This window comes from Saccharopolyspora sp. NPDC002376, from assembly GCF_053593195.1.
This window is the reverse complement of the sequence record NZ_JBSFBZ010000004.1, coordinates 133,145-156,889: the sequence shown is the minus strand read 5'-3', so window position 1 is coordinate 156,889 and position 23,745 is coordinate 133,145. Positions and strand designations below refer to the sequence as shown.

The following is a 23,745-nucleotide window of genomic DNA, read 5'->3' as shown; positions in this document are numbered from 1 at the left end:
GGAGAAGCCGCCATGACGTGCTCTTTTCCGGTAAGTCCGAGTCGGGAACCGCGTCCCCCGCGGCTCGAATTCGTCACTGATCACCCGAACGTGCAACGCCGGGCCGCACCGGGAAAGCACGAAAGGAACAGCCCGGATGCAGTGCATCCGGGCTGTTCGCAGTATGTCCGTCCGATCAGGAAGCGGCGGTCTCCCGCTTCTCCTTGATCTTCGCTGCCTTGCCGCGCAGTTCGCGCAGGTAGTACAGCTTCGCCCGCCGAACGTCACCGCGCGCCACGACCTCGATCTGCGCGATGTTCGGAGTGTGCACCGGGAACGTCCGCTCCACACCGACACCGAAGGAAACCTTGCGCACGGTGAAGGTCTCCCGGACGCCATCGCCCTGCCGGCGGATGACCACGCCCTGGAAGACCTGAGTCCGCTCGCGCGAACCCTCGATGACGCGGACGTGGACCTTCAGCGTGTCACCGGGCCGGAAGGCCGGGATGTCGGAACGCAGCGACTGGGCGTCCAACGCGTCCAGGGTGTTCATCGGTGGTCCGTCCTCATCCGTGTCGAAGGCACCCGTGTTCTCGCATGTCGATGACCCGACCTACGGGGCACCGCCTGACACGGGGTGAACTTGCTTTATGCGCACGCCGAGCGATCTCGCCCGGCTGCGTCAACCGTTCCAGTGTGCCAGATCCGCTTTCCGGGGTCTCAACCGACCCCACCGACGCGGGGTCAGCGAGATGCTTCTCCGGCATTCCGGGACTCGTCGGAGTGTTCCGACTCCCGCAGTTTATCGAGTTGCGCTCGGTCCCTCTTATCCAGGGCCCCCTCCGGCAGCTCTGCCAGCAGTTCCGGGCGCCTGCGGTAGGTGCGCTCGAGCGCCTGATCCCGCCGCCAGCGGTCGATCACGGCATGGTTCCCGGACCGCAGCACGTCCGGCACGGCGTGCCCGCGCCAGACCTCGGGGCGGGTGTAGCAGGGACCTTCCAGCAGACCGTCGGAGAAGGAGTCCTGCTCCGCCGACAGCGGGTTGCCCAGCACCCCCGGCAGCAGGCGCACCACGGCCTCGATCATCACCAGTGCGGCGACCTCACCGCCGACCAGCACGTAGTCGCCGATGGAGACCTCCTCCACCGGCATCCGGGTGGCCGCGTCGTCGATCACCCGCTGATCGATGCCCTCGTACCGGCCGCAGGCGAACACCAGCCGCTGCTCGGAAGACCAGCGGATCGCGGTGGCCTGGTCGAACGGCCGACCGGCCGGCGTCGGCACGATCAGCCGCGGCATCGGCTCCTCGGTCCCGCACACGGCGTCCAGCGCCTCGCCCCAGACCTCGGGCTTCATCACCATGCCGGGACCGCCGCCGTACGGGCTGTCGTCCACCGCGCGGTGCACGTCGTGCGTCCAGTCGCGCAGGTCGTGCACGCCGACCGCGATCCGGTCGCGCTCGATGGCCTTGCCCAGCAAGGCTTCCCGCAGCGGGTTGAGGTAGTCGGGGAAGATCGTGATGACGTCGATGCGCATGGTGCCCTCGAAAATGGAAACGCCCCCGCCGGACGGCGAGGGCGGAATTTCTCAGAGCCTGTTGGTGGTTGCGCTGCTCGGGTGGTCGTTCAGCGGAACCTGAGCGCTTCCCTGGACTGCGGGTGCCCCTCCATGATGCATGCCCAAATACACGGCGGAGGGACCGTCCTCGCCAGGAAACCGCTCAGAACCCGCCAGGGGCCACGCTGCGAGGTGGTCCAAGCGCGGACGGCTACGCCGACAGGCTCTCAGCTGCGGTCATTCGTCGAGCAGACCTTCGGGCGGGTCGATGACCAGCTTTCCGGCTGCCAGGTCGATCTCGGGCACGATCTCGGCCACGAACGGCACCAGGACCTCGCGGTCGTCGGCCGTCCGCAGGACCAGCAGCTCGCCCGCAGGCGTGTGGACGATCTCGCTCACCTCGCCGACCTCGTCCCCGGAGACCTGGACGGCCCGCAGTCCGACCAGCTCGTGGTCGTGGAACTCGTCCGGGTCCTCGATGGGTTCGAGGACGTCCGTGGTGACGGTCAGCGTCACGCCGCGCAGGTCCTCGGCGGCCTCGCGACCGTCGACGCCCTCCGCGCGCAGCAGCAGCCGCCCGGCGTGCGGCCGGGCGGCTGCCACGATGAGGTTCTGCCCGCGGCCCTTGCCACGGCGCTGGGTCCCGAGCACCGAGCCGGGCGCGAACCGCAGCTCAGGGCTGTCGGTGAGCACCTCGACGACGAGCTCTCCCCGCACACCGTGCGGTCGGACGATGCGCCCCACGGCGAGGGTCTCCAGCTCGGGTTCAGCCATGGCGCTCAGCGATCGGTGTCGACCACGTCGACCCGGATGCCGCGACCACCGATGCCGGACATCACGGTCCGCAGGGCGGTCGCGGTGCGACCGCTGCGGCCGATGACCTTGCCCAGGTCGTCGGGGTTCACGTGCACCTCGAGGGTGCGACCGCGCCGGGTCGTGAGCAGCTGAACGCGGACATCGTCGGGGTTGTCGACGATGCCGCGCACCAGGTGTTCAAGCGCGTCCGCGAGGACCGTCACGCCTGACCTTCCTCGGACTTCTGCTCGACCTTGTCCTCGGCCTTCTTGCCACCCTTCTTCTTCGGGGTGGTGGCCTCGACGGTGGGCTCCTCGCCGGCGGCGGCCAGCGCGGCCTCGAACAGCGCCTGCTTGCTCGGCTTCGGCTCGGCGACCTTCAGCCGACCCTCGGCACCCGGCAGGCCCTTGAACTTCTGCCAGTCGCCGGTGATCTCCAGGATGTTCTGCACCGGCTCGGTCGGCTGCGCCCCGACACCCAGCCAGTACTGCACCCGCGCCGAGTCGACGACGATGCCGCTCGGGTTCTCCTTCGGGTGGTACTGGCCGATCGTCTCGATGGCCCGGCCGTTGCGGCGGGTGCGGGCGTCGGCGACGACGATGCGGTAGTGCGGCTCGCGGATCTTACCGATCCGGGCAAGCTTGATCTTCACAGCCACGGGTGCTGGTGCTCCTCAGACTCTCGTTCGTGCTCCGGTGAGCGCGCCGAACCACGTGGGGTAGCGATTCGGAATGCTCGTAGGTCAAATGGCCACAAGCGGTGAGAGGGACCCCTCGCGGCGAACAGCTCACCATTCTGCCAGATCCGCAGCCCGCAGCAGTCCCGGGGTGGTTCCCGGGCTGACGATCTCACCAACCGGTCAGGACGGGAGGAGACCGAGGGAGACGAGGAGCAGGCCGAGGGCGGGGAGGAAGTTGTTCACCTGGTGGGCGACCACGCTGGCGGTCAGGCGGCCGGTGACCATGCGGGCCACGCCGATCGGGATCGCGATCACCAGCAGCAGCGCTGTGCGCTGGGGTTCCAGGTGTCCGATCGCGAAGAGCGCGGTGCTGAGCAGGAACACGTTCAGCTGGCTCCAGCGCATCCGCTCCATGGCGCCCCAGAGCAGGCCGCGGTAGAGCAGTTCCTCGCACAGCGGCGCGATCAGCCAGATGTGCAGGAAGACCACCACCGCGGCGATCGGGGGCAGCTCCACTCCGTCGAGCACGCTGCTCACCGTCGAGTGGGCGTTGTCCTGCCCCACCCACTTCGCCCACAGCATGGTCGCGATGGTCGTGGTGACCAGGCCGATGCCGCCGATGAGCAGGCCGGTGGTGACGTCCGACCAGCGCCACTCCAGACCGAAATCCAGTCTCGGGCCGTTGCCTCGCACCACCGTGATCAGGACCGCCATCGCCCCGGCGATCATCGTGGGCAGCATCAGCATGATCACCAGCGTCAAGGCGTCCGGGCTGCCGAGGGCGGCGGCCAGGATCACCGACACCAGCACGAAGACCGTCTGCGTGAGGAAGAACGCGCCGAGCCCCCACCGGTGGGTGCGGACGAGCGCGTCGGGCGACCGTTCCGGGGCGTCCCCGGCGGGTTCTGGCTGTTGCGTTTCGTTCACGGGCGCCTCCGTGGTGCCGATCGGCGGCGTGGCGAGCCCGTGGCTGAGCGCTCGCGGGCACCGGCGAGCCGTCAGGTTACCGCTATCGGTACCTTGCGCGGCAGCGATTTCACCTGGCTACGGCGAACAGCAGGAGTGCGGGCAGGAAATTGTTCGTGGCGTGGGCGATCATGCTGGTCGCCACCCGGCCGGTGATCATCCGCGCCACGCCGATCGCAAGACCGCCGACGAACAGCACCGGCGTGCGCCACACCTCCTGGTGAATGAGCGCGAAGATCAGCGCGGTCAGGATCAGGATCGCGTAGCGCGGCAGGCGGTAGTGCTCCAGCGCGCCCCACAGCGCGCCGCGCATCAGCAGTTCCTCGGTCAGCGGCGCCCCCAGAAAGGCGAACAGCGCGAACAGGAAGAGCCAGACCGTGCGCTCCCCCTGCATCAGCCGGGTGAGATCGGTTTCCGGCGGCGGGCCGGAGAGGGCGATGATCACCAGGGTCAGCAGCCAGGACCCGATCAGGGCGGCGAACCCGCAGGCCACGCCCACCTTGAAGTCGCGCTTCTTGGGCACGATGCCGAAGTCCGAGCGCAGGCCGCGGCCGCGCCACCAGGAGAACACCGCGGGCACCAGACCGAGCAGGATGTTCGGGGCGAAGGCGAGCAGCAGCAGCGGACCGGTGTTGGGCGGGGTGGTCGGGTCGAACCCGCCGTGCCGCTCCGGCCGGACCGCGGTGAGGATCAGCACGAACAGGTAGTAGCCGCCGTAGCCGAGGAAGAACGCGGCCAGTCCCCACGCCAGCGAGCCGCGGCGCGCGGCCTCCAGCTGGGCTTCCCAGTACGTCGGGTGCAGGTCCTGGTCGACGCCGTTCTCCGCCGGAGGCATCGGCTGTGCGAGCGGATCCTGCCCGTTCTCCGGCGGTTTCCGTTCCGGCTGCTCCCCCACAGCACACTCCCCTCGACGCTCCAACCCTAAGTGCTCAGCGGATTCGACGCCGATCAACTGCCACGGCCTGACCTGGTGGTTCGAAGATCGTCAGACGCCGATGACGTTACCGCGCAGGACGATGCGGCGGGGGTTCCGGAGCTCCGTGAGGTCCTTGCGGGGGTCGGCGGCGTAGCAGACCAAGTCCGCCGGCGCGCCGTGCTCCAGGCCGGACCAGCCCAGCCACTCGCGGGCTTCCCACGACGCCGCGCCGATGGCCTGCTCGGTGGACATGCCGACCCGGTTCAGCGCGATGATCTCGTCGGCCAGCACGCCATGCGCGATGCCGCCGCCCGCGTCGGTTCCCGCGTAGACCGGGATGCCCGCCTCGATCGCCTTGGCCACCGTCCGGTCAGCCCGCTCGTACAGCTCGGTCATGTGCGAGGCGTAGGCCGGGTACTTGGTGGCCGCCGCCGCGAAGGACGGGAAGTTCTCGATGTTGATCAGGGTGGGAACCAGCGCGGTGCCGCGCTGAGCCATCAGCTCGATCGTCTCGTCGGTGAGACCGGTGCCGTGCTCGATGCAGTCGATCCCGGCCTCGATCAGACCCGGCAGCGCGTCCTCGCCGAAGACGTGCGCGGTGACGCGGGCGCCCATCCGGTGCGCGGTCGCGATCGCCTCGCGCAGCACCTCGTCGCTCCACAGCGGAGCCAGGTCGCCCACCGAGCGGTCGATCCAGTCGCCGACCAGCTTGATCCAGCCGTCGCCGTAGGCCACCTGCTCGGCGACCGCGGCGGGCAGCTGCTCCTCGTGGTCGAGCTGGTCGGCCAGGTACGGGATGTAGCGCTTCGGGCGGGCCAGGTGGCGGCCGGCGCGGATGATGCGAGGCAGGTCCTCGCGCTCCTGCAGCGGGCGGGTGTCGATGGGCGAGCCGCAGTCGCGGACCAGCAGGGTGCCCGCGTCGCGGTCGAGCTCGGCCTGCGCGACCGCGTCGTCCAACTCCACCGGTCCTTCCGGACCGATGCCGATGTGGCAGTGCGCGTCGACCAGGCCGGGCAGCACGAAACCGCCGTCGAAGACGGTTTCGGCGCCCGGCACCGGGTCGAGGCTGATGCGCCCGTCGCGAACCCACAGGTCGCGGTACTCCCCGTCGGGGAGCACCACTCCGCGCAGGTGCAGCGCGGTCACTTCTTCTTGCCGTTTCCGAAGTTCAGCTTGGACGGGTCGAAACCGGCCGGCAGCTCGTTCATGCCGCCCTCCAGCTTGGACAGGTCGGGGCCGCCGGGGGGCATGCCGGGCAGACCGCCGGGCGGCATGGCCGGGAAGCCGCCGGGCAGGCCGCGCATGCCCTTCGGCTGCGTCGGGCCCTTGCCCTTCTTGCCCTTCTTCCCCTTCTTGCCCTTGCGGTTCTTGCTGCCCCCGCCACCGCCGAAGCCGAAACCGCCGGCCATCTGCTGCATCATCTTGCGGGCTTCGAAGAACCGGCTGACCAGGTCGTTGATGTCGCTGACCGTCACGCCGGAACCGCGGGCGATGCGCTGGCGCCGGGAGGCGTTGATGATCTTCGGATCGGCCCGCTCGGCGGGCGTCATGCCGCGGATGATCGCCTGGATGCGGTCCAGGTGCTTCTCGTCGAAGTTGGCCAGCTGGTCCTTCATCTGACCGGCGCCCGGCAGCATGCCCAGCAGGTTCTGCAGCGGGCCCATCCGGCGCACCGCCTGCATCTGCTCGAGGAAGTCCTCCAGGGTCAGCTGGCCGGTGCCCAGCTTCTCCGCGGCCTTCTCCGCCTGCTCCTGGTCGAAGGCCTGCTCGGCCTGCTCGATCAGGGTGAGCATGTCACCCATGCCCAGGATCCGGTTGGCCATCCGGTCCGGGTGGAAGAGGTCGAAGTCCTCCAGCTTCTCACCGCTGGAGGCGAACATGATCGGCTGACCGGTGATCTCGCGGACCGACAGCGCGGCACCACCGCGGGCGTCACCGTCGAGCTTGGTCAGCACCACGCCGGTGAAACCGACGCCGTCGCGGAACGCCTCGGCGGTGTTGACCGCGTCCTGACCGATCATCGCGTCGAGGACGAACAGGACCTCGTCCGGGGTGATCGCATCCCGGATGTCGGCGGCCTGCTTCATCATCTCCTCGTCGACGCCCAGCCGGCCGGCGGTGTCGACGATGACGACGTCGTGCTGGGCCCGGTGGGCCTCGTCGATGCTGCGGCGGGAGACCTCGACCGGGTCGCCCACGCCGTTGCCCGGTTCGGGCGCGAACACCGGCACCCCGGCGCGCTCGCCGACCACCTGGAGCTGGTTCACCGCGTTCGGGCGCTGCAGGTCGCAGGCCACCAGCATCGGCGTGTGCCCCTGCCCGGACAGCCACTTGGCGAGCTTGCCCGCCAGCGTCGTCTTACCGGCACCCTGCAGACCCGCCAGCATGATCACCGTCGGCGGGGTCTTGGCGAACTCCAGCCGCCGGGTCTCGCCGCCGAGGACCGTGACCAGTTCCTCGTTGACGATCTTGATGACCTGCTGGGCCGGGTTGAGGGCCTGGGAGACCTCGGAGCCCTTGGCCCGCTCCTTGACACCCTTGATGAAGCTGCGCACCACAGGCAGCGCCACGTCTGCTTCGAGCAGGGCGATGCGGATCTCCCGCGCGGTGGCGTCGATGTCCGCGTCGGACAGCCGCCCCTTGCCGCGCAGGTTCGTCAGGACCGAGGTGAGCCGGTCGGAAAGAGTGTCGAACACGGGTTCACGGGCTCCAGAGTCGATGGATTACCTATGCGAGGGTAACTGCCCCCGCCCGGCGTCCGGTGCGGGCTGGGCAGCGCAATCGCGGAAATGGCGCAACCCCGGGTGGCAGGACGGCCACCCGGGGTTCACCAGACGTCACTTCAGCTGCGCTGGTAGTCATCGCGCCGACCGCGCGACTGCGGCGAGCGCTGCCCCTTGCGGTGCGGGCGCCGGTCGCGGTCCCGATCGCGGTCGCGGTCCCGGGCGGGACGGCGGGGACGGCGGTTGATGGACTCGCCCTCCGCGCGGGTGATGTGCAGACCGCGTCCGGCGACCTGGGTGTTGCGCAGCTTGTTCAGCAGCTCTTCCGGCAGGTCGGCGGGCAGCTCGATCAGGGTGTGCTCGTTGCGGATGTCGATGTGCCCGATGTACTTGCTGGGCACACCGCCCTCGTTGGCCAGCGCCCCGACCAGCGCGCGCGGGGTGACCCGGTTGCGGCGGCCGACCTCGACCCGGTAGGTCTCGGTGTCCGAGCTGTTCGAGTGGAACGACGGGCCTTCGCGGCGCTGCGGCTCCGGCTCGGACTCCAGCAGCAGCGGCCGGTCGCCCTGCGCCATGCTGGCCAGCGCTGCGGCGATCTCCAGCGCCGGCACGTCGTGGGTCTGCTCGTACTCGCGCACCAGCTCCTGGAACACCTCCAGGTCACCCTTGGCCAGGGTGTCGGTGATGGCCTCCGCGAACTTGGCCAGACGGCGGTCGTTGACCGCGTCGATCGTCGGCAGGTCCATCTGCTGGATCTGCTGGCGGGTGGCCCGCTCGATGGCGCGCAGCAGGTGCCGCTCGCGCGGGGAGACGAACAGGATCGCCTCACCGCTGCGCCCGGCCCGGCCGGTGCGACCGACGCGGTGCACGTAGGACTCGGTGTCGTGCGGGATGTCGTAGTTGAGCACGTGCGAGATGCGCTCGACGTCCAGACCGCGGGCGGCGACGTCGGTGGCCACCAGAATGTCGATCTTGCCGTCCCGCAGGTGACCGATGGTGCGCTCGCGCTGCGCCTGCGCGATGTCGCCGTTGATCGCCGCCGCGTTGAAGCCGCGGGCCTGCAGCTTCTCCGCGAGCTCCTCGGTGAGCTGCTTGGTGCGGACGAACACGATCATCGCGTCGAAGGACTCGACCTCGAGGATCCGGGTCATCGCGTCCAGCTTGTTCGAACCGCGCACCGGCACGTACCGCTGGGCGATGTTGTTGGCCGTGCTGGTCTTGGTCTTGACCGAGATCTCAGCGGGCTCGTTGAGGTAGTTCTGGCTGATCTTGCGGATCGCGCCGGGCATGGTGGCGGAGAACAGCGCCACCTGGCGGCTGGACGGCACGGACTGCAGGATCCGCTCGACGTCCTCGATGAAGCCCATCCGCAGCATCTCGTCGGCCTCGTCGAGCACCAGGTTCTTCAGGTTGCTCAGGTCGAGCGAACCCTTCTCCAGGTGGTCGATCAAGCGGCCGGGGGTGCCGACCACGACGTGCGCGCCGCGGCGCAGGCCGGCCAGCTGCGGGCCGTAGCCGGTGCCGCCGTAGATCGGCAGGACGTGGAAGCCGGGCAGGTGCGAGGCGTAGCGCTGGAACGCCTCGGAGACCTGGATGGCCAGCTCGCGGGTCGGCGCGAGCACCATTGCCTGCGGGCCCTTGGCCTTGATGTCCAGCTGGGAAAGGATGGGCAGCGCGAACGCCGCGGTCTTGCCGGTGCCGGTCTGCGCCAGACCCAGCACGTCGCGCCCCTCGAGGAGCAGCGGAATCGTCTGCGCCTGGATCGGGGACGGGGTTTCGTAGCCGATCTCGGTCAGCGCCTGGCGGACGCGCGGGTCGAGGTCGAGCTCGTCAAAGGTCTGCATGCTGAACGCGGGTCTCCTCAGTGGGGTCGACAGGGGGCTGATGGATCGCGGAAACGGCCCGGTGCTGCCCGCCGAGGAGGGAGGGCCAGGGGAGTCGGCGCGGTGGTGCAGCCGACCACGGGACAGTCGCTTGCGCTTGTCGAACCGCGCGTTCCGCTGGACGCACACCCTGTTGCCAGTCACCCGCAGCTCGATGATTCTCAGCCTGGCGCGGCGGCTTCCTAGCCGCAGCACCAGCGATCCAGCCTAGCGATCGAGATCCGAGCGTGCCGCCCCGCCCCGCCTCAACGGGACGCAAGTCACGCCCAAGGACCTGTTTCCAGGCTCGTTCTGCGCCAATGCACGGCGGCCGGGCCGTCCTCGCCAGGCGAACGCTGAGCACCCGCAGCGGTGCGAGTTGCAAGAGTGGGCTAAACGCCTCCGGCGTTTCAAGAACAAAGACTAAAACCAGGTCACGCTTGAACGTCCAGTCTGAGTCCTGAGCTGACGTCATCGCGGGTCAGGAGGTGCGCCCGTTGCCAGCCGCGTGGCGTCGCGCCGTCGCTCAGCCTGCGGTGCATCCGGTCCGCGCGCTGCACGTGTCGGTCGAACGACGTGCTGCGGATCAGGCGGCCGCGCTGGTGCTGCCCGGCCAAGGCGTCGTCCGGGTCTGCGTGCAGCCACACGAGCACTCGCTGACGTCTGCTCATCCAGCCGAACACCAGCAGGACGGCTCGGGTGGTGGCGCGGGTGGCGGGTTCGTGCGCGACGACCGGGCCGGGCGCGGTCAGGCAGAACCAGGCGATGCGAGTTCGGTGCGCCAGGTGCACGACCGGCCGGTAGTAGCGGTAGGGCAGCCAGCTCGGCAGGACCTCGCGCAGGCGCGCGCGGACCTGCTCGGAGTCGAGCGTCGAGATGCCGGCGTCCGAGCTGATCTTGCCCAGCACCGTGCTCTTCCCCGCGCCGGGCAAGCCGGCCAGGACGACGAGGGATCGGCGGCCGACTCGCACGGTCGGCGGAGGGTATGTGGCCACTGGTGAGAAGTCCGGTATGTCCACGGCGAAACCATATTACCGTTTTTCGATCTTGCGCGGCGGGTCAGCTCGCTCACATCCCGCGAAAGGGAAAGGAGGCGGCTCGCGTCCCCCTGCGAGCCGCCTCCAGTGCCACCCCCCTGGCGCACTTCCCAGTCCGCTCGAGCGGCCCTTCCCCTGCCACCCGCGCGGGTTCCCCCCGTTGCGATCGCCAGGCCCGGTTTCACCCGCCCGACCCCCAGTACGGGCGGGTTCCTCCCCGATCACCGCGTCGCACTTAGAAGTGTGCCGGTCCACGGGCTCCGGCGAGACCGTGAAGCCCCCTGAGTCCGACTGCGTATTGCTACTCACTCACTACCCAGCACAGCCGGAAAATCACTCACGACATGCCGGAGGGCACCTCCCGCCGGACGCGGAGGCGCCCTCGAACAGTCGTGAGCGGCGATGCATCGATCGCCGCTCACGAAGGACTAAATCGCGTCGGGACCGGTCTCGCCGGTACGGACGCGGACGACGGTGTCGACGGCGGTCACCCACACCTTGCCGTCCCCCACCTGGCCGGTGCGGGCGGCTCGCACGATGCCGTCCACAACTTCGTCCACAGTGGACTCGTCGACCAGCACCTCGACGCGGAGCTTCTCGATGAAGTCGACCGAGTACTCAGCACCCCGGTAGACCTCGGTGTGCCCCTTCTGGCGGCCGTAGCCCTGCGCCCGGCTGACCGTCATGCCCAGCACCCCGAGCCGACCCAGCGCTTCCTTCAGATCGTCCAACTTGGACGGTTGCACGATCGCGGTCACCAGCTTCATGCGCGGCTGCCCTCCAGCTTCCGTTCCAGCTCGACCCCGGTGCGGCGCGCGGAGCGGCCCTCACCGAAGTGGTAGGCGGCCTCGGCGTGCTCGGTCTCGTCGATGCCCACGGCCTCGTCCTGCTCGCTGGCCCGGAACCCTACGACCGCCTTGACCAGCAGCGCCAGCACCAGGCTGAGCACGAACGAGTAGGCCAGCACCGCGACCGCGCCGACGGCCTGCCGCCACAGCTGGTCCAGCCCGCCGCCGTAGAACAGTCCGTCGACTCCGGCTGGGGCGGCCGAGGACGCGAACAGGCCGATCAGCAGCGTGCCCAGCAGGCCGCCGACCAGGTGCACGCCCACGACGTCCAACGAGTCGTCGTAGCCGAAGCGGTACTTGAGGCTGACCGACAGCGCGCAGGCCGCGCCGGTGATCGCACCGACCGCGATCGCGCCCAGCGGGGTCACAGACGAGCAGGCCGGAGTGATCGCGACCAGACCGGCGACGATGCCCGAGGCCGCGCCCAGCGTGGTGGCGTGGCCGTCGCGGATCCGCTCCACCAGCAGCCAGCCGAGCATCGCGGCGCTGGTGGACACCAGGGTGTTGACCACCACGACCGCGGCGGTGGTGTCGGCGGCCAGCGCCGAACCGGCGTTGAACCCGAACCAGCCGAACCACAGCAGGGCCGCGCCGAGCACCACGAACGGCAGGTTGTGCGGCTTGCCTGGGTCCTTCGGCCAGTCCCGGCGCCGGCCCAGCACCAGCGCCAGCGCGAGCGCCGCGGCACCGGCGTTGATGTGCACCGCGGTGCCACCGGCGAAGTCGATCGCGGCGATCCGGTTGGCGATCCAGCCGCCCACCGCGGTCACGTTGCCCGCGTCATCGGTCGAGTCGAACGCGAACACCCAGTGCGCGACCGGGAAGTACACCAGCACCGCCCACAGCGCGGCGAACAGCAGCCAGGGGCCGAAGCGGGCGCGGTCGGCGATCGCCCCGGAGATCAGCGCCACCGTGATGATCGCGAACATCGCCTGGAAACCGGCGAAGGCCAGGGTCGGGATCGAGCCGGAGAGCTGGTCCTCGCCGAGCAGCGAGCTGAGCCCGAAGAACTCGGCGGGATTGCCGAGCAGACCGACGCCGCCCACGTCGGACCCGAACGCCGTGGAGTAGCCGACGATCACCCACAGCACGCTCACCACGCCGATGCTGCCGAGGCTCATCATCAGCATGTTGAGCACGCCGCGGGAGCGCACCATGCCACCGTAGAAGAACGCCAGACCAGGGGTCATGAGCAGGACCAAGGCCGCGCTCACGAGCACCCACGCGGTGTCGCCTGAATTCACGTCGCCTCCCGTGCGGACCGAGTTGCACCGCATCATGGGAAATCGCTGTTTCAGCCGACCCGTCCTGCTGTTTCACCGCGGTGAAATCAGGCTCACCGAATGTTACGGGCGTGTTGTCAGCCTTGATCTCTCGTTTCGATGCGCCGAAGGCGCAGCCACTCGCACCGCCACGCAAAACGAGCTCGAAATCAGGTTGTCAGGTCACCGCTGTGTTGCACGGAGGGAACCTGGCGGTGGCGTCCGGCGAGCAGACCAGCGCTGAACCAGGCCACGCAGCAGGCCAGCAGCAGCGCCAGCGGAACCGTCCAGTTGCCGGCCAGGTCGTGCAGGAGCCCGATCAGCAGCGGACCGGTCGCGGCGATGAGGTAACCGCCGCCCTGCGCCATCCCGGACAGCGCGGCCGCGGTGTCGCTGTCCGGCGACCGCAGCCCGATCACCGTCAGCGCCAGGCCGAAGGCCGCGCCTTGGGCCAACCCGAGCAGCACGACCGATGGCCACACCCCGGCCTCCGGGCCGACCAGGATCCCGGTAAAGCCGAGCGCGATGCACACCGCCAGCACGGTGGAGATCGGACGCTGGTCGCTGAACCGCCGGCACAGCACCGGAACCGTGATCGAACCGACGGCCTGAACACCCGCCTGGATGCCGAGCGCCAGACCGGCGACCGCAGCGCTCATGCCACGGCTCTGCAGCATGAGCGGCAACCAGCCGAACACGACGTAGGCCATCGCCGACTGCAAGCCCATGAACGCGGTGACCTGCCAGGCCAGCGGGTTGCTCCACAGCGCTCCAGGCCGCGACGGCTGCGGCGGCTTGCCGGAGCTGCGGCGCAGCGCGAAGACGCTGATCACCAGGGCTAACAGCACCGGCACCGCGAGCAGCCCGAGCGGCGCCTGCCAGGCCGAGCCCAGCGCGGCACCGACCGGCACCACGATGCTGGCGGCGAACGCACCACCCAGCGTCAAGCACACCGTGTAGACGGCGGTGATCACCGGGATGTTGTGCGGGAAGTCGCGCTTGATCAGCCCGGGCAGCGCCACGTTCGCCACCGCGATCGCGGCCCCGACCACGACCGTGCCGGTCAGCAGCGTCCAGACCGATCCCAACGCGCGCAGCGAGTTTCCGACCAGCAGCACCACCAGGCAGCCGACCAGGACCTTCTCGTCGCCGAAGAGCTGCCGCAGCTTCGGTGCGACGAAGGCGAACACCCCCAGGCACACCACCGGCAAGGTGGTCAGCACGCCGGCGAAGGTGTTCGACACGCCCAGGTCCCGCTGGATCTCCTCCAGCAGCGGAGCCACCGCGGTGAACGGCGGCCGCAGGGCCAGCGCCACCAGCACGACCAGCACCATGGTGGCCACCGCAGCGGTGCCCGCGGGACGCGCTGGCGCCTGCTGGACTCCGGTACTCACTGCTCGGTTCCCTTCTCTGCGACGACGTCGCTCAGCGACGTCAGGCACGGTTGGATCACAGCCCTGGCGGCCGCGGCGGCGGACTCGGGATCGCGGTCGACGATCGCGTCGAACAGCGCGCGGTGGGCTTCCGGACCGCCTTCGTTCAACGCGCCGTCCGCGCGCAGCTCCACCAAGCTCTCCCGCAGGCGTTCGCTCAGGTAGCGGTACATCTCGGTGAGCAGCGGGTTGCGCGCCACCTCGACCACAGCGGAGTGGAACTCGACGTCAGCGGCGCCGAAATCCTCCGGCGAAGCAGCGCGGTCACGCCGTTCCAAAAGCTCGCGCAACCGCTCGACATCGGCGTCCTCACGACGCAGCGCGGCCAACCGCGCGGCCTGCACGTCGTAGGCGAGCTGCACCTCGAAGACGTCCCGCAGCTCGGCCAGCCTCAGCTGCCGGAGCATCGGCGTCGGATCGGCGGCCGACACCACGAACGTCCCGGCGCCCTGCCGAGCTTCCAAGCACCCCAGCTGCACCAGAGCCCGAACGGCCTCCCGAACGACAGCCCGGCTCACGCCAAGCTCGGCGACCAGCTCCTGCTCGGTGGGTATCCGCTCCCCAGGAGCCCAGGCCCCACCGGACAACTGCTCGTTGAGCGCAGCTATGACCTCGTCGACCGAAGACCGACGCCCGACAACCCGCATCCGAACTACCTCCGGCCAGACCGTAAGCGATACATCAGTCGTCAGACAAATTTCCCGAACGTGAGACCGCCCACTGGCTCACCACTGCGAACAGCCCGACGAACAGTGGATCTTCACGACAAACCGGATATGATCATCAGTCGGTAGCCATCGGCTCCCCTCGCACCGGCCATTGGACGGAGTGACCTTGAGCAGGTTCGGACCACCGCCAGGGCTGACGCCGCTCGTTGCTGTGCGATCGCAGGCGTAGCCGAGTGGACGAACACCGACCGCGAATCGAAGAACAAGCTCCGACGCCCGGAGAGCAGCGAACCGGTTACCCACCGAGCGGCTACAAATTCATCTTCTGGAGTCAACTGGCGGTGGTGCTGCTGATCAGCACCACCGCCATCCTCGAGCAGAACCTGGCGACCGAACCTGGGCCTCCCATGACGAGCTTCTGGCTCATCGCGGTGTACTCGTCGCTGTTGTGCGGGTTGCTCATCGGCGCCCTCCTGCGCCGCCTGGCCTTCACCGACAAGTGGGCCGCCATCACGGCCGCAGCCGGAGCTCTCGTGTTCTTCCCACTCCTGCTGTGGCTGGTGCACTTCATCAGAAATCCGTACGAGTCGTGCGTCGTCGAGTACCCGGACGGGCAAGTCCGACGGGCTTCGTGCGTCGAGGAGGCGCCGGGGACCTACCTCCTCATCCCCGAGGGCGGCAGCTACCTCGGGTGGCCACTGCTGGGCGCCGGTTCGATCGTCCTCGTCTTCGCCGCGTTCGCGTGGGTGGTCGGCTGGGCGAAAGAGCAACGCGTTGTGCCCCTCCGGTGGTACGTGCTCACCGGCGTCCTCTGGTCAGCCGTCCCGGCGTCCCAGTTCGCGGTGAACCTGGCCAACGCCGCCAGATCCGAGCGCCTCTGGGTCGTCCTCACTGCAGCGGCCATCAGCATCCCGAGCGTGATCGGCTGCTTCTGGTGGAAGCGTCGGCGAGAACGCGAGCAACCACCTGCCATGCATGTCGAGCGGAGTGACGTGTGACCAGATTCCAACCGAAGCCGAAACCGAAGCTGACCCCGTTCCAGATCTCCCTCTTCGCCGCAGCCGTGCTGTGCATGGTCGCGCAGGGCGTCGTATTGGCGAGTCAGCCCACCACTCTGGGTTTTTTCTTCCAATTGACGGCGGTGACATTCCTGTCCGTCGCCATGTTCTTTCGCGGGCGGCAAATCGAGGACCACGAACGCGAAGACGGCCATGATGCAGGCGAGAACCCCGGGGGAAAGCAAACTCCAGAGGAGGAACACCTCCCCCGGCGAAGCGATTCGCCCTCTCTCGGCGTCAAGGTCGTCTTCTCTGTGGAGCTGGCATTGGCGCTTTTAGGTGGAGCACTCCACCAGCTCCAGATTGAAGCGGTCATCGGGCTCAAGTCCCTCACCGCGACCACGTTGCTGCTGTCGGGAGCCGCGTCGATCGCATTCGGCCTGCTCGTCCGCGGTTTGCTGCGACGCTTTGGAATGCCGGGCAACCCAACCGACGCACTCGCCGCCCTCGGGTCCCTCGCCGTGCTTCCGCCGCTGTTCTGGCTCGGCTTCGTCACTGGGAAGCAGAACGGGCCCTGCGCCCTTCGGTACCCCGACGGGAGCATCCAGGAATTCGCCTGCATCAAACAGGAATCCGGTGACCATTCGGTGGTCGACAACTTCAGCAGCTACCTCGGCCGGCCGATGGTCGACGACATCAGCAGTTACCTCGGCTGGCCGATGCTCGGCTTCGGGATCATGACCGCCATCGTCATCGGCGCCGCCTTCGCGATCAGCCATCCGGACCGGGGCAACAGCGCCTTCTTGAAGTTGAACCTGGTCTGCGCCGTCCTCATTTCAGCCATCATGGGCACCTCGGTCGCGCTGGGCATCGCCGACCCGTCCAAGCCCGAGAAAGGCTGGACCCTCCTGGCTGTGCTGATCGTGATCCTCCCGCCTGCCATCCACGCGTTTCGCCGCAGAGCCCAACTGGAGCGAGCGCGGAAGGCCGGACTCCGCCTCCGCCGCTGAACCGTGGCACCACTGCCGACCGGCGGATCACTCGGTGATCGCGGAACCGCCGAACGGCGTGGAGTTGCCCGGTTTCGGACCGCCGGTCCGGCCGCACCCCGGAACGGCGCGGTGCGGCCACCGATCCGCCAGAGGAGCGCCGAGTGTCGGCCAGAGACCACCAGCTCGCATCCGAGGAACGAAGCAGCTTCCTGTCGAACAGCGGCGAAGCCGTCATCAATTCCCACCTGCATCGAACGGAGTGATGTTGACCAGCTTCCGCCGGGAACCGAAGCGGACGCCGCTCCAGATCGTCCTCTGGGTCATTGCTCCGCTGGCGCTCAGCGCGCACCTCGCCACTTCGTGGTCGAAGCAAACCACCTGGCTCGTCCCCCTCATCGTGTTGGCCTTCCTTCCGATCGGAGTTGCGAAAACACTCCGCGAGAGACAGCTGGAGGACCACGAACGCCAAGGCCACCACCCCGAAGAGGAAGTTGCGACGCCAACGGACCAGCCCGGCACCCACCGAAGCAGCTCCCTGGCAACCGGCGCGAAGGTCGTTCTCCTGGTCGAGCTGGCGCTTGCACTGGCGGGCGGCGCGCTCCACCACCTCCAGCTCCGAGGAGACATCGAGTTCAGGTCCCTCACCGCGACGACCTTGCTGGTGTCGGGGTCGGGAGCGATCGCGTTCGGCCTGATCTGCCTCGGCCTCCTGCGCCGGTTCGACGGCACCGCGAAGCGGGCCGATGTCCTCGCCATCACAACGTCCGCCGCGCTCTTCCCGGTCCTGCTCTGGTTCTCGTACTTCGTCGGCCGCAGCGGCGGCTACTGCAGCCCGGGATACCCCAGCGGGAGTGCACGGGACTTCACGTGCGTTCCGCACGAGTCCGGTGCTCATCTGCTGGTCCACGACATCAGCAGCCACCTCGGATGGGCAACGCTGGGCGCTGGAGCCATCACCGCGATCTTCATCGGTGCCGCCATCGCGGTCAGCCAGCCGGACCGGGGCAACAGCACCTTTCTTCTACAGAACCTGACCTGCGCAGTTCTCGTCTCAGCCGTCCCCGCAGCGATGTTCGCGTTGGAACTGAGCGACGCCCCGATGACTGAGATGCCTTGGACCACCCTGGCCGCACTGGTCGCGGTCCTCCTCCCTGCCACCCACGCGATCCGACGCAGAGTCCAGCTGGAGCGAACGCGAAAGGCCGGGCTTCGCCGCTGAACCGCGATGCCCCAGTACGCAAACGACCCCCGCGCCGGATGGTGCGGGGGTCGTTCTCGGGTGGTTCAGCCCAGGAGGGCGTCCACGAAGGCTCCTGGTTCGAAGGGGGCCAGGTCGTCCGGGCCTTCGCCGAGGCCGACGAGCTTCACCGGGACTCCCAGTTCTCGCTGGACCTGGAAGACGATGCCGCCCTTGGCCGTGCCGTCGAGCTTCGTCAGGACGATGCCGCTCACGTCCACGACCTCGGAGAACACCCGGGCCTGAGTCAGGCCGTTCTGGCCGGTCGTGGCGTCCAGGACCAGCAGGACCTCGTCGACCTGGGCCTTCTTCTCCACGACGCGCTTGACCTTGCCGAGCTCGTCCATCAGGCCGGTCTTGGTGTGCAGGCGGCCGGCGGTGTCGACGAGGACCGCGTCCACGGCGGTGTCCGAGCCGCGGCTGACCGCCTCGAACGCCACGCTCGCCGGGTCCGCGCCTTCCTTGCCGCGCACGACCTCGGCGCCCACCCGGTGGCCCCAGGTGGCCAGCTGCTCGACCGCTGCGGCGCGGAACGTGTCGGCCGCGCCGAGCAGGACGGTCCGGCCGTCGGCGACCAGGACTCGGGCCAGCTTGCCGGTCGTCGTGGTCTTGCCGGTGCCGTTGACGCCGACCACCAGCACCACGGCGGGCTTGCCGCCGTCGGCCGGGTCGCCGTGCGGCAGCGCCTTGACCGCGCGCTCCATGTCCGGGCCGAGGGCGTCCACGAGCACCTCGCGCAGCAGGGCGCGGGCGTCATCGGGGGTGCGGATGCCGCGCGAAGCGATCTCGGTGCGGAGGCGCTCGGTGATCTCGGTGGTGGTGGCCGCACCCAGGTCGGCCAGCAGCAGGGTGTCCTCGATCTCCTCCCAGGAGTCCTCGTCGAGGTCACCCGCGCCGAGCAGGCCGAGCACGCCCTGGCCGAAGGTCGACCGGGACCGGGACAGGCGGCCGCGCAGCTTCTCCAGGCGACCGGCCGTCGGCTCGATCTCCTCGATCTCCTCGGCGGCTTCCGGCTCCGCCGGGGTCGGCTCGGGCGTCGGCTCGACGCGCTCCTGCACCGGTACCTCGGGCTCGGCCGGGGCGGTCTCCGCAGGCGCAGGCTCAGCCGGGGCGGTCTCGGCCCGAGCGGTCTCGACCCGGGCTTCCGGCTGCGCCGGGGTCTCGGGCTTCTCGGGAGCCGACGGCTCCTCGGTCACCGTCGACTCGGTCGAGATCGAATCGGTCGCGGTCGTGTCGGTCGCGGCGTCCGGGAGCTGGACGTCGACGATGTCGCGGCGCACGGTGTCGCGCGGCACCGCAGCGTCGTCGCCGACTCCGGGCTGGCCCTCCACCTCGGTGCGCTCGCCCGCCGGGTGTTCCGGCGGGGCAGCCGTGGTGGCGCCGCCGCTGGACAGGCTGATGCCGCCGTCCGCGCGGTAGCCGCCGCCCTTGACGGCTTCGGTCGGCCCGGCGCTGTCTTCCCGTTCGCCCAGGCTAATCCGGCGCCGACGGCTCAGCACCACACCGGCGATCACGGCGATCGCCAGCACCAGCACCACGGCGACGATGATCAAAATCACGGTAGAGGTGGTCACCCGTCCATCCTCCCACCTGCTGATTCGGGCGCTGGCACGCGCCCCGCGGCGCTCTTCCGCAGCGGTGAGGAAATAACCAACAATGTGCCGCCAATGCTTGCATTTCCCGGCAGCTGTGCAATAGACCACACATGTGAAGTGGTGGCGGGTGCTCGGGTTGATCTCCGGAACGTCGATGGACGGTGTCGACGTGGCCGCGGCGGAGCTGCGTCTGGACGGCGACGCTCTGGAGCTCAGACCGCTCGGCAGCACCACGGTCACCTATCCCCCGGACCTGCACCGGGACCTGCTGGCCGCGCTCCCGCCCGGGGAGTGCAGCGCCGCAGAGCTGTGCCGCCTGGACACCCTCGTCGGGCAGCACTTCGCCGCCGCGGCGAACGCCGGGCTGGAGCTCGCGGACGGCCGCGCGGACCTGGTCGCATCGCTGGGCCAGACGCTCTACCACTGGATCGAGGACGGCCAGGCGCGCGGCACGCTGCAGATCGGACAGCCCGCGTGGATCGCCGAGGCCACCGGGCTGCCCGTGGTGTCGGACCTGCGCGCTCGTGACGTCGCCGCCGGTGGGCACGGCGCACCGCTGGCCGGTGTCCTGGACGCGCTGTGGCTGGCCGATGAGCCGGGTCCCGGCGTGGCGCTGAACATCGGTGGCATCGCCAACATCACCGTGGTCGGCGGCGCGCGCCCGCTGGCTTACGACACTGGTCCGGGCAACGCGCTGATCGACCTCGCCGCCGCCCGGATCACCGGAAAACCGCAGGACACCGACGGTGCGATCGCCGCGGGCGGCACCGTGCGAACCGACCTGCTGGACGTCCTGCTCGCCGACGAGTACTACCGCTTGGACCCGCCGAAGTCGACCGGCAAGGAGCGGTTCAACGCCGACCACCTCGACCGGGCGCTGGCGCAGGTCGGCACCGAGGTCGACGACGCCGACCTGCTCGCCACGCTCACCGAACTGACCGCGCGCACCGTCGCCGACGCCTGCCGCGCGGAAGGAGCAGTCCGCGTCGTCGCCTCCGGCGGCGGCGTGCACAACCCCGTCCTGCTCGCCGCCCTGCGCCGTCTGCTCGACGTTCCGGTACTGGTCAGCGACGAGCTCGGGCTACCCTCCGACAGCAAGGAAGCACTGCTCACCGCGCTGCTCGGATTCCTCACCTGGCACGGCACTTACGGCAACACGCCGGGCACCACCGGCGCCGCCGGGCCCCGGTTGTTGGGCAGCATCACCCCTGGAGCTGGACCGCTGCGGCTGCCCGCCCCGGCCGTCCACCCGCCGAGCCGGCTGCGCGTGCAGCCCGGCGACACCGCGTAGGAGGCAGCATGCGATGGCTCGACCTGGCCGTGATCGGCGTGTACCTGGTCGCCATGCCGGTGCTCGGGTTGTTGTTGAGTGGTCGACAACGCAGCGCCCAGGACTACTTCGTCGGTAGCCGTGAACTGCCCTGGTGGGCTGTGTGCTTCTCGGTGGTCGCCACCGAGACCTCCACGCTGACGGTGATCAGCGTGCCGACGGTGGCCTACCTCGGCAGCTTCACCTACCTGCAGCTGGCCATCGGCTACCTGATCGGCCGGGTCGTGGTGGCGTTCGTGCTGCTGCCGAAGTACTTCGCCGGGAACCTGGTCAGTGCCTACGAGTTCCTCGGCAAGCGGTTCGGCGCCGGGTTGCAGGGCACCGCCTCGGTGACGTTCCTGATCACCCGGCTGCTGGCCGACGGCCTGCGGCTGTTCGCCACCGCGATCCCGGTGAAGGTGATGCTGGCGGCGTTCGGCGTCGACATGGCGTACTGGCAGATCGTGCTGGTCCTGGCGATCCTGACGGTGATCTACACCTACCTGGGCGGGATCAAGGCCGTGGTGTGGGTCGACGCGATCCAGATGTTCGTCTACGTCGGTGGCGCGGTGGCGGCCGCGGTCGTGCTGGCCGGTCAGCTGCCGTCGGACTGGTTCGCCACGGCGCTGGACGCGGGCAAGTTCCAGCTGCTCGACTTCACCTCGTCGATCGTCACCGACCAGTACGCGTTCCTCACCGCGGTGCTCGGCGGCGCGGTGTTCGCGATGGCCTCGCACGGCGCCGACCAGCTCATGGTGCAGCGGCTGCTGGCCTGCCGGAACGTGCGCGACAGCCAGAAGGCGCTGATCGCCAGCGGTGTCGTGGTGGCCTTGCAGTTCGCGCTGTTCCTGCTGATCGGCACCATGCTGTGGTCGTTCTTCCGCGGCGCGGCGCCGGCCGCGATGGGCATGTCCAGCAAGGACGAGCTGTTCCCGACGTTCATCGTCAACGACCTGCCGCCGGGGCTGTCCGGGCTGCTCATCGCCGGGATCCTGGCCGCCGCGATGAGCACCCTGGCCTCGTCGCTGAACTCGCTGTCCACCTCCACCGTCAGCGACCTGTACCAGCGCTTCTCCAAGCGGAAGCTGGACGACGCGGCGATCCTGCGGATGGGCAAGCTGTGGACGCTGGTGTGGGCCGTGGTGTTCGTGGTGTTCGCGTCGATGTTCAGCAGCACCAACAACCCGGTGGTAGAGGTCGGGCTCAGCATCGCCAGCTACACCTACGGCGCGCTGCTCGGCGCGTTCCTGCTGGGGCTGTGGAACAAGCGGGCCCGGCAGACCGACGCGAAGATCGCGTTCTGGACGACGATCGTGGTGGTGCTGGCCTTCGTGGTCTGGGTGCAGTTCCCGGACGGCGAAGGCGGCGAGGCGTCCCTGGCGTTCCCCTGGTACACGCCGCTGGGCGTGATCGTGACGCTGGTGGTGGGCGGCCTGCTGTCGCTGCGGCACGACCGCCCCGCCCCCGAGTCCCAGGTGGAGCACGCCGAAGCCTGAAAAGCCTGTCTGGCGAACTCGTTTGCGTGGCGGCATGGGGTGTCAGCTTTGCCTAAGTGCCTGTTTTTGATCTTTTGCTTTGATGTGCCGAAGGCGCATAGCCCACCCTCGCAGCTTGCACCGCCGCGGGTTCTCAGCGTTCGCCTGGCGAGGACGGCCAAGCCGCCGTGTATTGGCCATACATAAGGGTTGGCACCCGCAGTCCAGGCGGGCGCTGAGGTTCCGCTACCCGCACCGCCACGCAAAACGAGTTCAAAAACAGGTTCTAGAACTGACACCCCTCGGCCGGGACGTCACATCGACGCCATCGAGATGATGGTGATCAGGAGGATCAGGAAGGACAGGCCGATCGAGCCGAAGAAGATGCCGTAGGCGATGCCCAGGCCGGGCGGATCCTGCGGGGTCGGGCCGATCGCGCCGTTGCCGAACGGGAACGCCGGGGCCTTGTAGTAGACCTCCTGCTGCTGGCCGACGTTCAGCGGGATTACCGCGCTCGCGTGGCCCAGCTTCCACAGGTAGTTGACGTGCACCTGGATCTGGTACTGGCCGGGCGGCAGGTCGATGGGGTTCATGCCCCACTGCAGGACCGGGCCGGGCTGGCCGTTGATGGTGACCTGCGGCTTGAACAGCATCAGCACCCAGACCATCCAGTGGTGCGAGCAGTCGATCAGCACGCGGGCCATGCCCGGCGCGGGCGGCGGCATCGGCGGCTGCATCGGGGCGGGCGGTCCGGCCTGCGGGTAACCCTGCGGCATGCCCTGCTGGGGGTAGCCACCCTGCTGCGGGTAGCCCTGCGGTGCCGCCTGCATCGGACCGGACTGCGGGTAGGGCTGCTGCGCGGGCATCGGACCGGACTGCGGATAGCCCGGCTGCGGATACCCCTGCGGGGAGTACGGCTGCTGGCCTGGCGGCGGGCCGTAGGGGTTGGTCATGGGTCTCCTTCTGGTCTTTGGTGGACCCCGCGTGGATGCCGGTCCCCGAACATCCTCCCGCACCCGGGAACCCGGCTCGAAACCGACCGCTTTCCCGAGTTCACCCCCCTTCAGCAGCGGTTGCACTGGGACGATGATCTACGCGAACGCGCTGCGGACGGGGGTCGATGGTGCACGAGGACGATCACGCGGAATTCCGGGCCAGGCTCAACGCGTACTCAGCCGGGGTGCTGGACGACGTCGAGTGGCTCGTAATGCGCACGCACTTGGCGGAGTGCGATCTCTGCCGAGCTGAATTGGGACGGCCGAAGATCTTGAATCGCGCTGCGCCGCAACGAATCTCGCCCTCTCTGCAACGGGCGAGCCACGGCCCCGGCTGGTCGATCGTGCTCGGCACCGCCGCGGTCGCAGGCCTGGTCGCCTTCGGCCTCGGGTACGCCATCGGCGTCGCCAGTTGACGC

At 69.1% G+C, this 23,745-nt stretch carries 23 protein-coding genes; 6 read left to right on the top strand and 17 right to left on the bottom strand.

What is annotated here, in order from left to right; translation table 11 throughout:
• Positions 1 to 175: 175 nt before the first annotated feature.
• The 15 genes from rplS to ACWCO2_RS04880 form a co-directional block, all read right to left on the bottom strand.
• Positions 176 to 532, bottom strand: coding sequence for a 50S ribosomal protein L19 (gene rplS / locus ACWCO2_RS04950; RefSeq protein WP_450126386.1), 357 nt, complete (start codon positions 530 to 532; stop codon positions 176 to 178).
• Positions 533 to 723: 191 nt separating this feature from the next.
• Positions 724 to 1,515 carry a tRNA (guanosine(37)-N1)-methyltransferase TrmD gene (trmD, locus tag ACWCO2_RS04945; protein WP_450126385.1) on the bottom strand — a complete coding sequence of 264 codons (792 nt, stop codon included), beginning with the start codon at positions 1,513 to 1,515 and terminating at the stop codon, positions 724 to 726.
• Positions 1,516 to 1,773: 258 nt separating this feature from the next.
• Complete coding sequence (gene rimM / locus ACWCO2_RS04940) at positions 1,774 to 2,310, bottom strand: ribosome maturation factor RimM (RefSeq protein ID WP_450126384.1); 537 nt, start codon at positions 2,308 to 2,310, stop codon at positions 1,774 to 1,776.
• A gap of 5 nt (positions 2,311 to 2,315) precedes the next feature.
• On the bottom strand, positions 2,316 to 2,555 hold the full coding sequence (locus ACWCO2_RS04935) for an RNA-binding protein (RefSeq protein ID WP_093146638.1): 240 nt from the start codon (positions 2,553 to 2,555) through the stop codon (positions 2,316 to 2,318).
• Positions 2,552 to 2,989: a 30S ribosomal protein S16 gene (gene rpsP / locus ACWCO2_RS04930; protein ID WP_450126383.1), complete on the bottom strand. Its 438-nt coding sequence runs from the start codon at positions 2,987 to 2,989 to the stop codon at positions 2,552 to 2,554. The genes ACWCO2_RS04935 and rpsP overlap by 4 nt, the downstream gene beginning before the upstream one ends.
• 201 nt (positions 2,990 to 3,190) lie before the next feature.
• Positions 3,191 to 3,937 carry a CPBP family intramembrane glutamic endopeptidase gene (locus ACWCO2_RS04925; RefSeq protein ID WP_450126382.1) on the bottom strand — a complete coding sequence of 249 codons (747 nt, stop codon included), beginning with the start codon at positions 3,935 to 3,937 and terminating at the stop codon, positions 3,191 to 3,193.
• 109 nt (positions 3,938 to 4,046) lie between these two features.
• Positions 4,047 to 4,871: a CPBP family intramembrane glutamic endopeptidase gene (locus tag ACWCO2_RS04920; protein WP_450126381.1), complete on the bottom strand. Its 825-nt coding sequence runs from the start codon at positions 4,869 to 4,871 to the stop codon at positions 4,047 to 4,049.
• Positions 4,872 to 4,961: 90 nt separating this feature from the next.
• Positions 4,962 to 6,038, bottom strand: a complete 1,077-nt coding sequence (locus ACWCO2_RS04915) for an amidohydrolase family protein (RefSeq protein WP_450126380.1) — start codon at positions 6,036 to 6,038, stop codon at positions 4,962 to 4,964.
• On the bottom strand, positions 6,035 to 7,588 hold the full coding sequence (gene ffh / locus ACWCO2_RS04910) for a signal recognition particle protein (RefSeq protein WP_450126379.1): 1,554 nt from the start codon (positions 7,586 to 7,588) through the stop codon (positions 6,035 to 6,037). The genes ACWCO2_RS04915 and ffh overlap by 4 nt, the downstream gene beginning before the upstream one ends.
• A gap of 146 nt (positions 7,589 to 7,734) precedes the next feature.
• Positions 7,735 to 9,459, bottom strand: a complete 1,725-nt coding sequence (locus tag ACWCO2_RS04905; protein ID WP_450126378.1) for a DEAD/DEAH box helicase — start codon at positions 9,457 to 9,459, stop codon at positions 7,735 to 7,737.
• Positions 9,460 to 9,911: 452 nt separating this feature from the next.
• Positions 9,912 to 10,448, bottom strand: coding sequence for an AAA family ATPase (locus ACWCO2_RS04900; RefSeq protein WP_450126377.1), 537 nt, complete (start codon positions 10,446 to 10,448; stop codon positions 9,912 to 9,914).
• A 494-nt stretch (positions 10,449 to 10,942) separates the two neighbouring features.
• Positions 10,943 to 11,281 (bottom strand): P-II family nitrogen regulator, encoded by a 339-nt coding sequence (locus tag ACWCO2_RS04895; protein WP_450126376.1) that lies wholly within the window; start codon positions 11,279 to 11,281, stop codon positions 10,943 to 10,945.
• Complete coding sequence (locus tag ACWCO2_RS04890) at positions 11,278 to 12,606, bottom strand: ammonium transporter (protein WP_450126375.1); 1,329 nt, start codon at positions 12,604 to 12,606, stop codon at positions 11,278 to 11,280. Before ACWCO2_RS04890 ends, ACWCO2_RS04895 begins: the two co-directional genes overlap by 4 nt.
• A gap of 188 nt (positions 12,607 to 12,794) precedes the next feature.
• Positions 12,795 to 14,018, bottom strand: a complete 1,224-nt coding sequence (locus ACWCO2_RS04885; protein WP_450126374.1) for a CynX/NimT family MFS transporter — start codon at positions 14,016 to 14,018, stop codon at positions 12,795 to 12,797.
• Entirely contained in the window at positions 14,015 to 14,704 is a 690-nt protein-coding gene (locus ACWCO2_RS04880; protein WP_450126373.1) for a FadR/GntR family transcriptional regulator, read from the bottom strand. The genes ACWCO2_RS04885 and ACWCO2_RS04880 overlap by 4 nt, the downstream gene beginning before the upstream one ends.
• A 362-nt stretch (positions 14,705 to 15,066) precedes the next feature.
• Between ACWCO2_RS04880 and ACWCO2_RS04875 the strand changes: the two genes are divergently transcribed.
• From ACWCO2_RS04875 to ACWCO2_RS04865, 3 genes are all read left to right on the top strand, one after another.
• Entirely contained in the window at positions 15,067 to 15,723 is a 657-nt protein-coding gene (locus tag ACWCO2_RS04875; protein ID WP_450126372.1) for a hypothetical protein, read from the top strand.
• Complete coding sequence (locus ACWCO2_RS04870; RefSeq protein WP_450126371.1) at positions 15,720 to 16,733, top strand: hypothetical protein; 1,014 nt, start codon at positions 15,720 to 15,722, stop codon at positions 16,731 to 16,733. Before ACWCO2_RS04875 ends, ACWCO2_RS04870 begins: the two co-directional genes overlap by 4 nt.
• Before the next feature lie 244 nt (positions 16,734 to 16,977).
• On the top strand, positions 16,978 to 17,934 hold the full coding sequence (locus tag ACWCO2_RS04865) for a hypothetical protein (protein ID WP_450126370.1): 957 nt from the start codon (positions 16,978 to 16,980) through the stop codon (positions 17,932 to 17,934).
• 65 nt (positions 17,935 to 17,999) lie between these two features.
• On the opposite strand, the gene ftsY is transcribed toward ACWCO2_RS04865, so the two are convergent.
• The gene (ftsY, locus tag ACWCO2_RS04860) at positions 18,000 to 19,526 is read right to left on the bottom strand and encodes a signal recognition particle-docking protein FtsY (RefSeq protein WP_450126369.1); all 1,527 of its coding nucleotides are present in this window, start codon (positions 19,524 to 19,526) and stop codon (positions 18,000 to 18,002) included.
• A 133-nt stretch (positions 19,527 to 19,659) separates the two neighbouring features.
• Here ftsY and ACWCO2_RS04855 point away from each other — a divergent pair, with 133 nt between their 5' ends.
• Both ACWCO2_RS04855 and ACWCO2_RS04850 read left to right on the top strand, forming a co-directional pair.
• On the top strand, positions 19,660 to 20,838 hold the full coding sequence (locus ACWCO2_RS04855) for an anhydro-N-acetylmuramic acid kinase (protein WP_450126368.1): 1,179 nt from the start codon (positions 19,660 to 19,662) through the stop codon (positions 20,836 to 20,838).
• A gap of 8 nt (positions 20,839 to 20,846) precedes the next feature.
• Positions 20,847 to 22,352 (top strand): sodium:solute symporter, encoded by a 1,506-nt coding sequence (locus tag ACWCO2_RS04850; protein ID WP_450126367.1) that lies wholly within the window; start codon positions 20,847 to 20,849, stop codon positions 22,350 to 22,352.
• 293 nt (positions 22,353 to 22,645) lie between these two features.
• Here ACWCO2_RS04850 and ACWCO2_RS04845 read toward each other — a convergent pair whose 3' ends face one another.
• Positions 22,646 to 23,284 (bottom strand): hypothetical protein, encoded by a 639-nt coding sequence (locus ACWCO2_RS04845; protein ID WP_450126366.1) that lies wholly within the window; start codon positions 23,282 to 23,284, stop codon positions 22,646 to 22,648.
• Positions 23,285 to 23,451: 167 nt separating this feature from the next.
• Between ACWCO2_RS04845 and ACWCO2_RS04840 the strand changes: the two genes are divergently transcribed.
• A complete protein-coding gene (locus ACWCO2_RS04840) occupies positions 23,452 to 23,742 on the top strand; it encodes a hypothetical protein (protein WP_450126365.1) in 291 nt (96 codons plus the stop codon).
• The last annotated feature ends 3 nt before the right edge of the window (positions 23,743 to 23,745 follow it).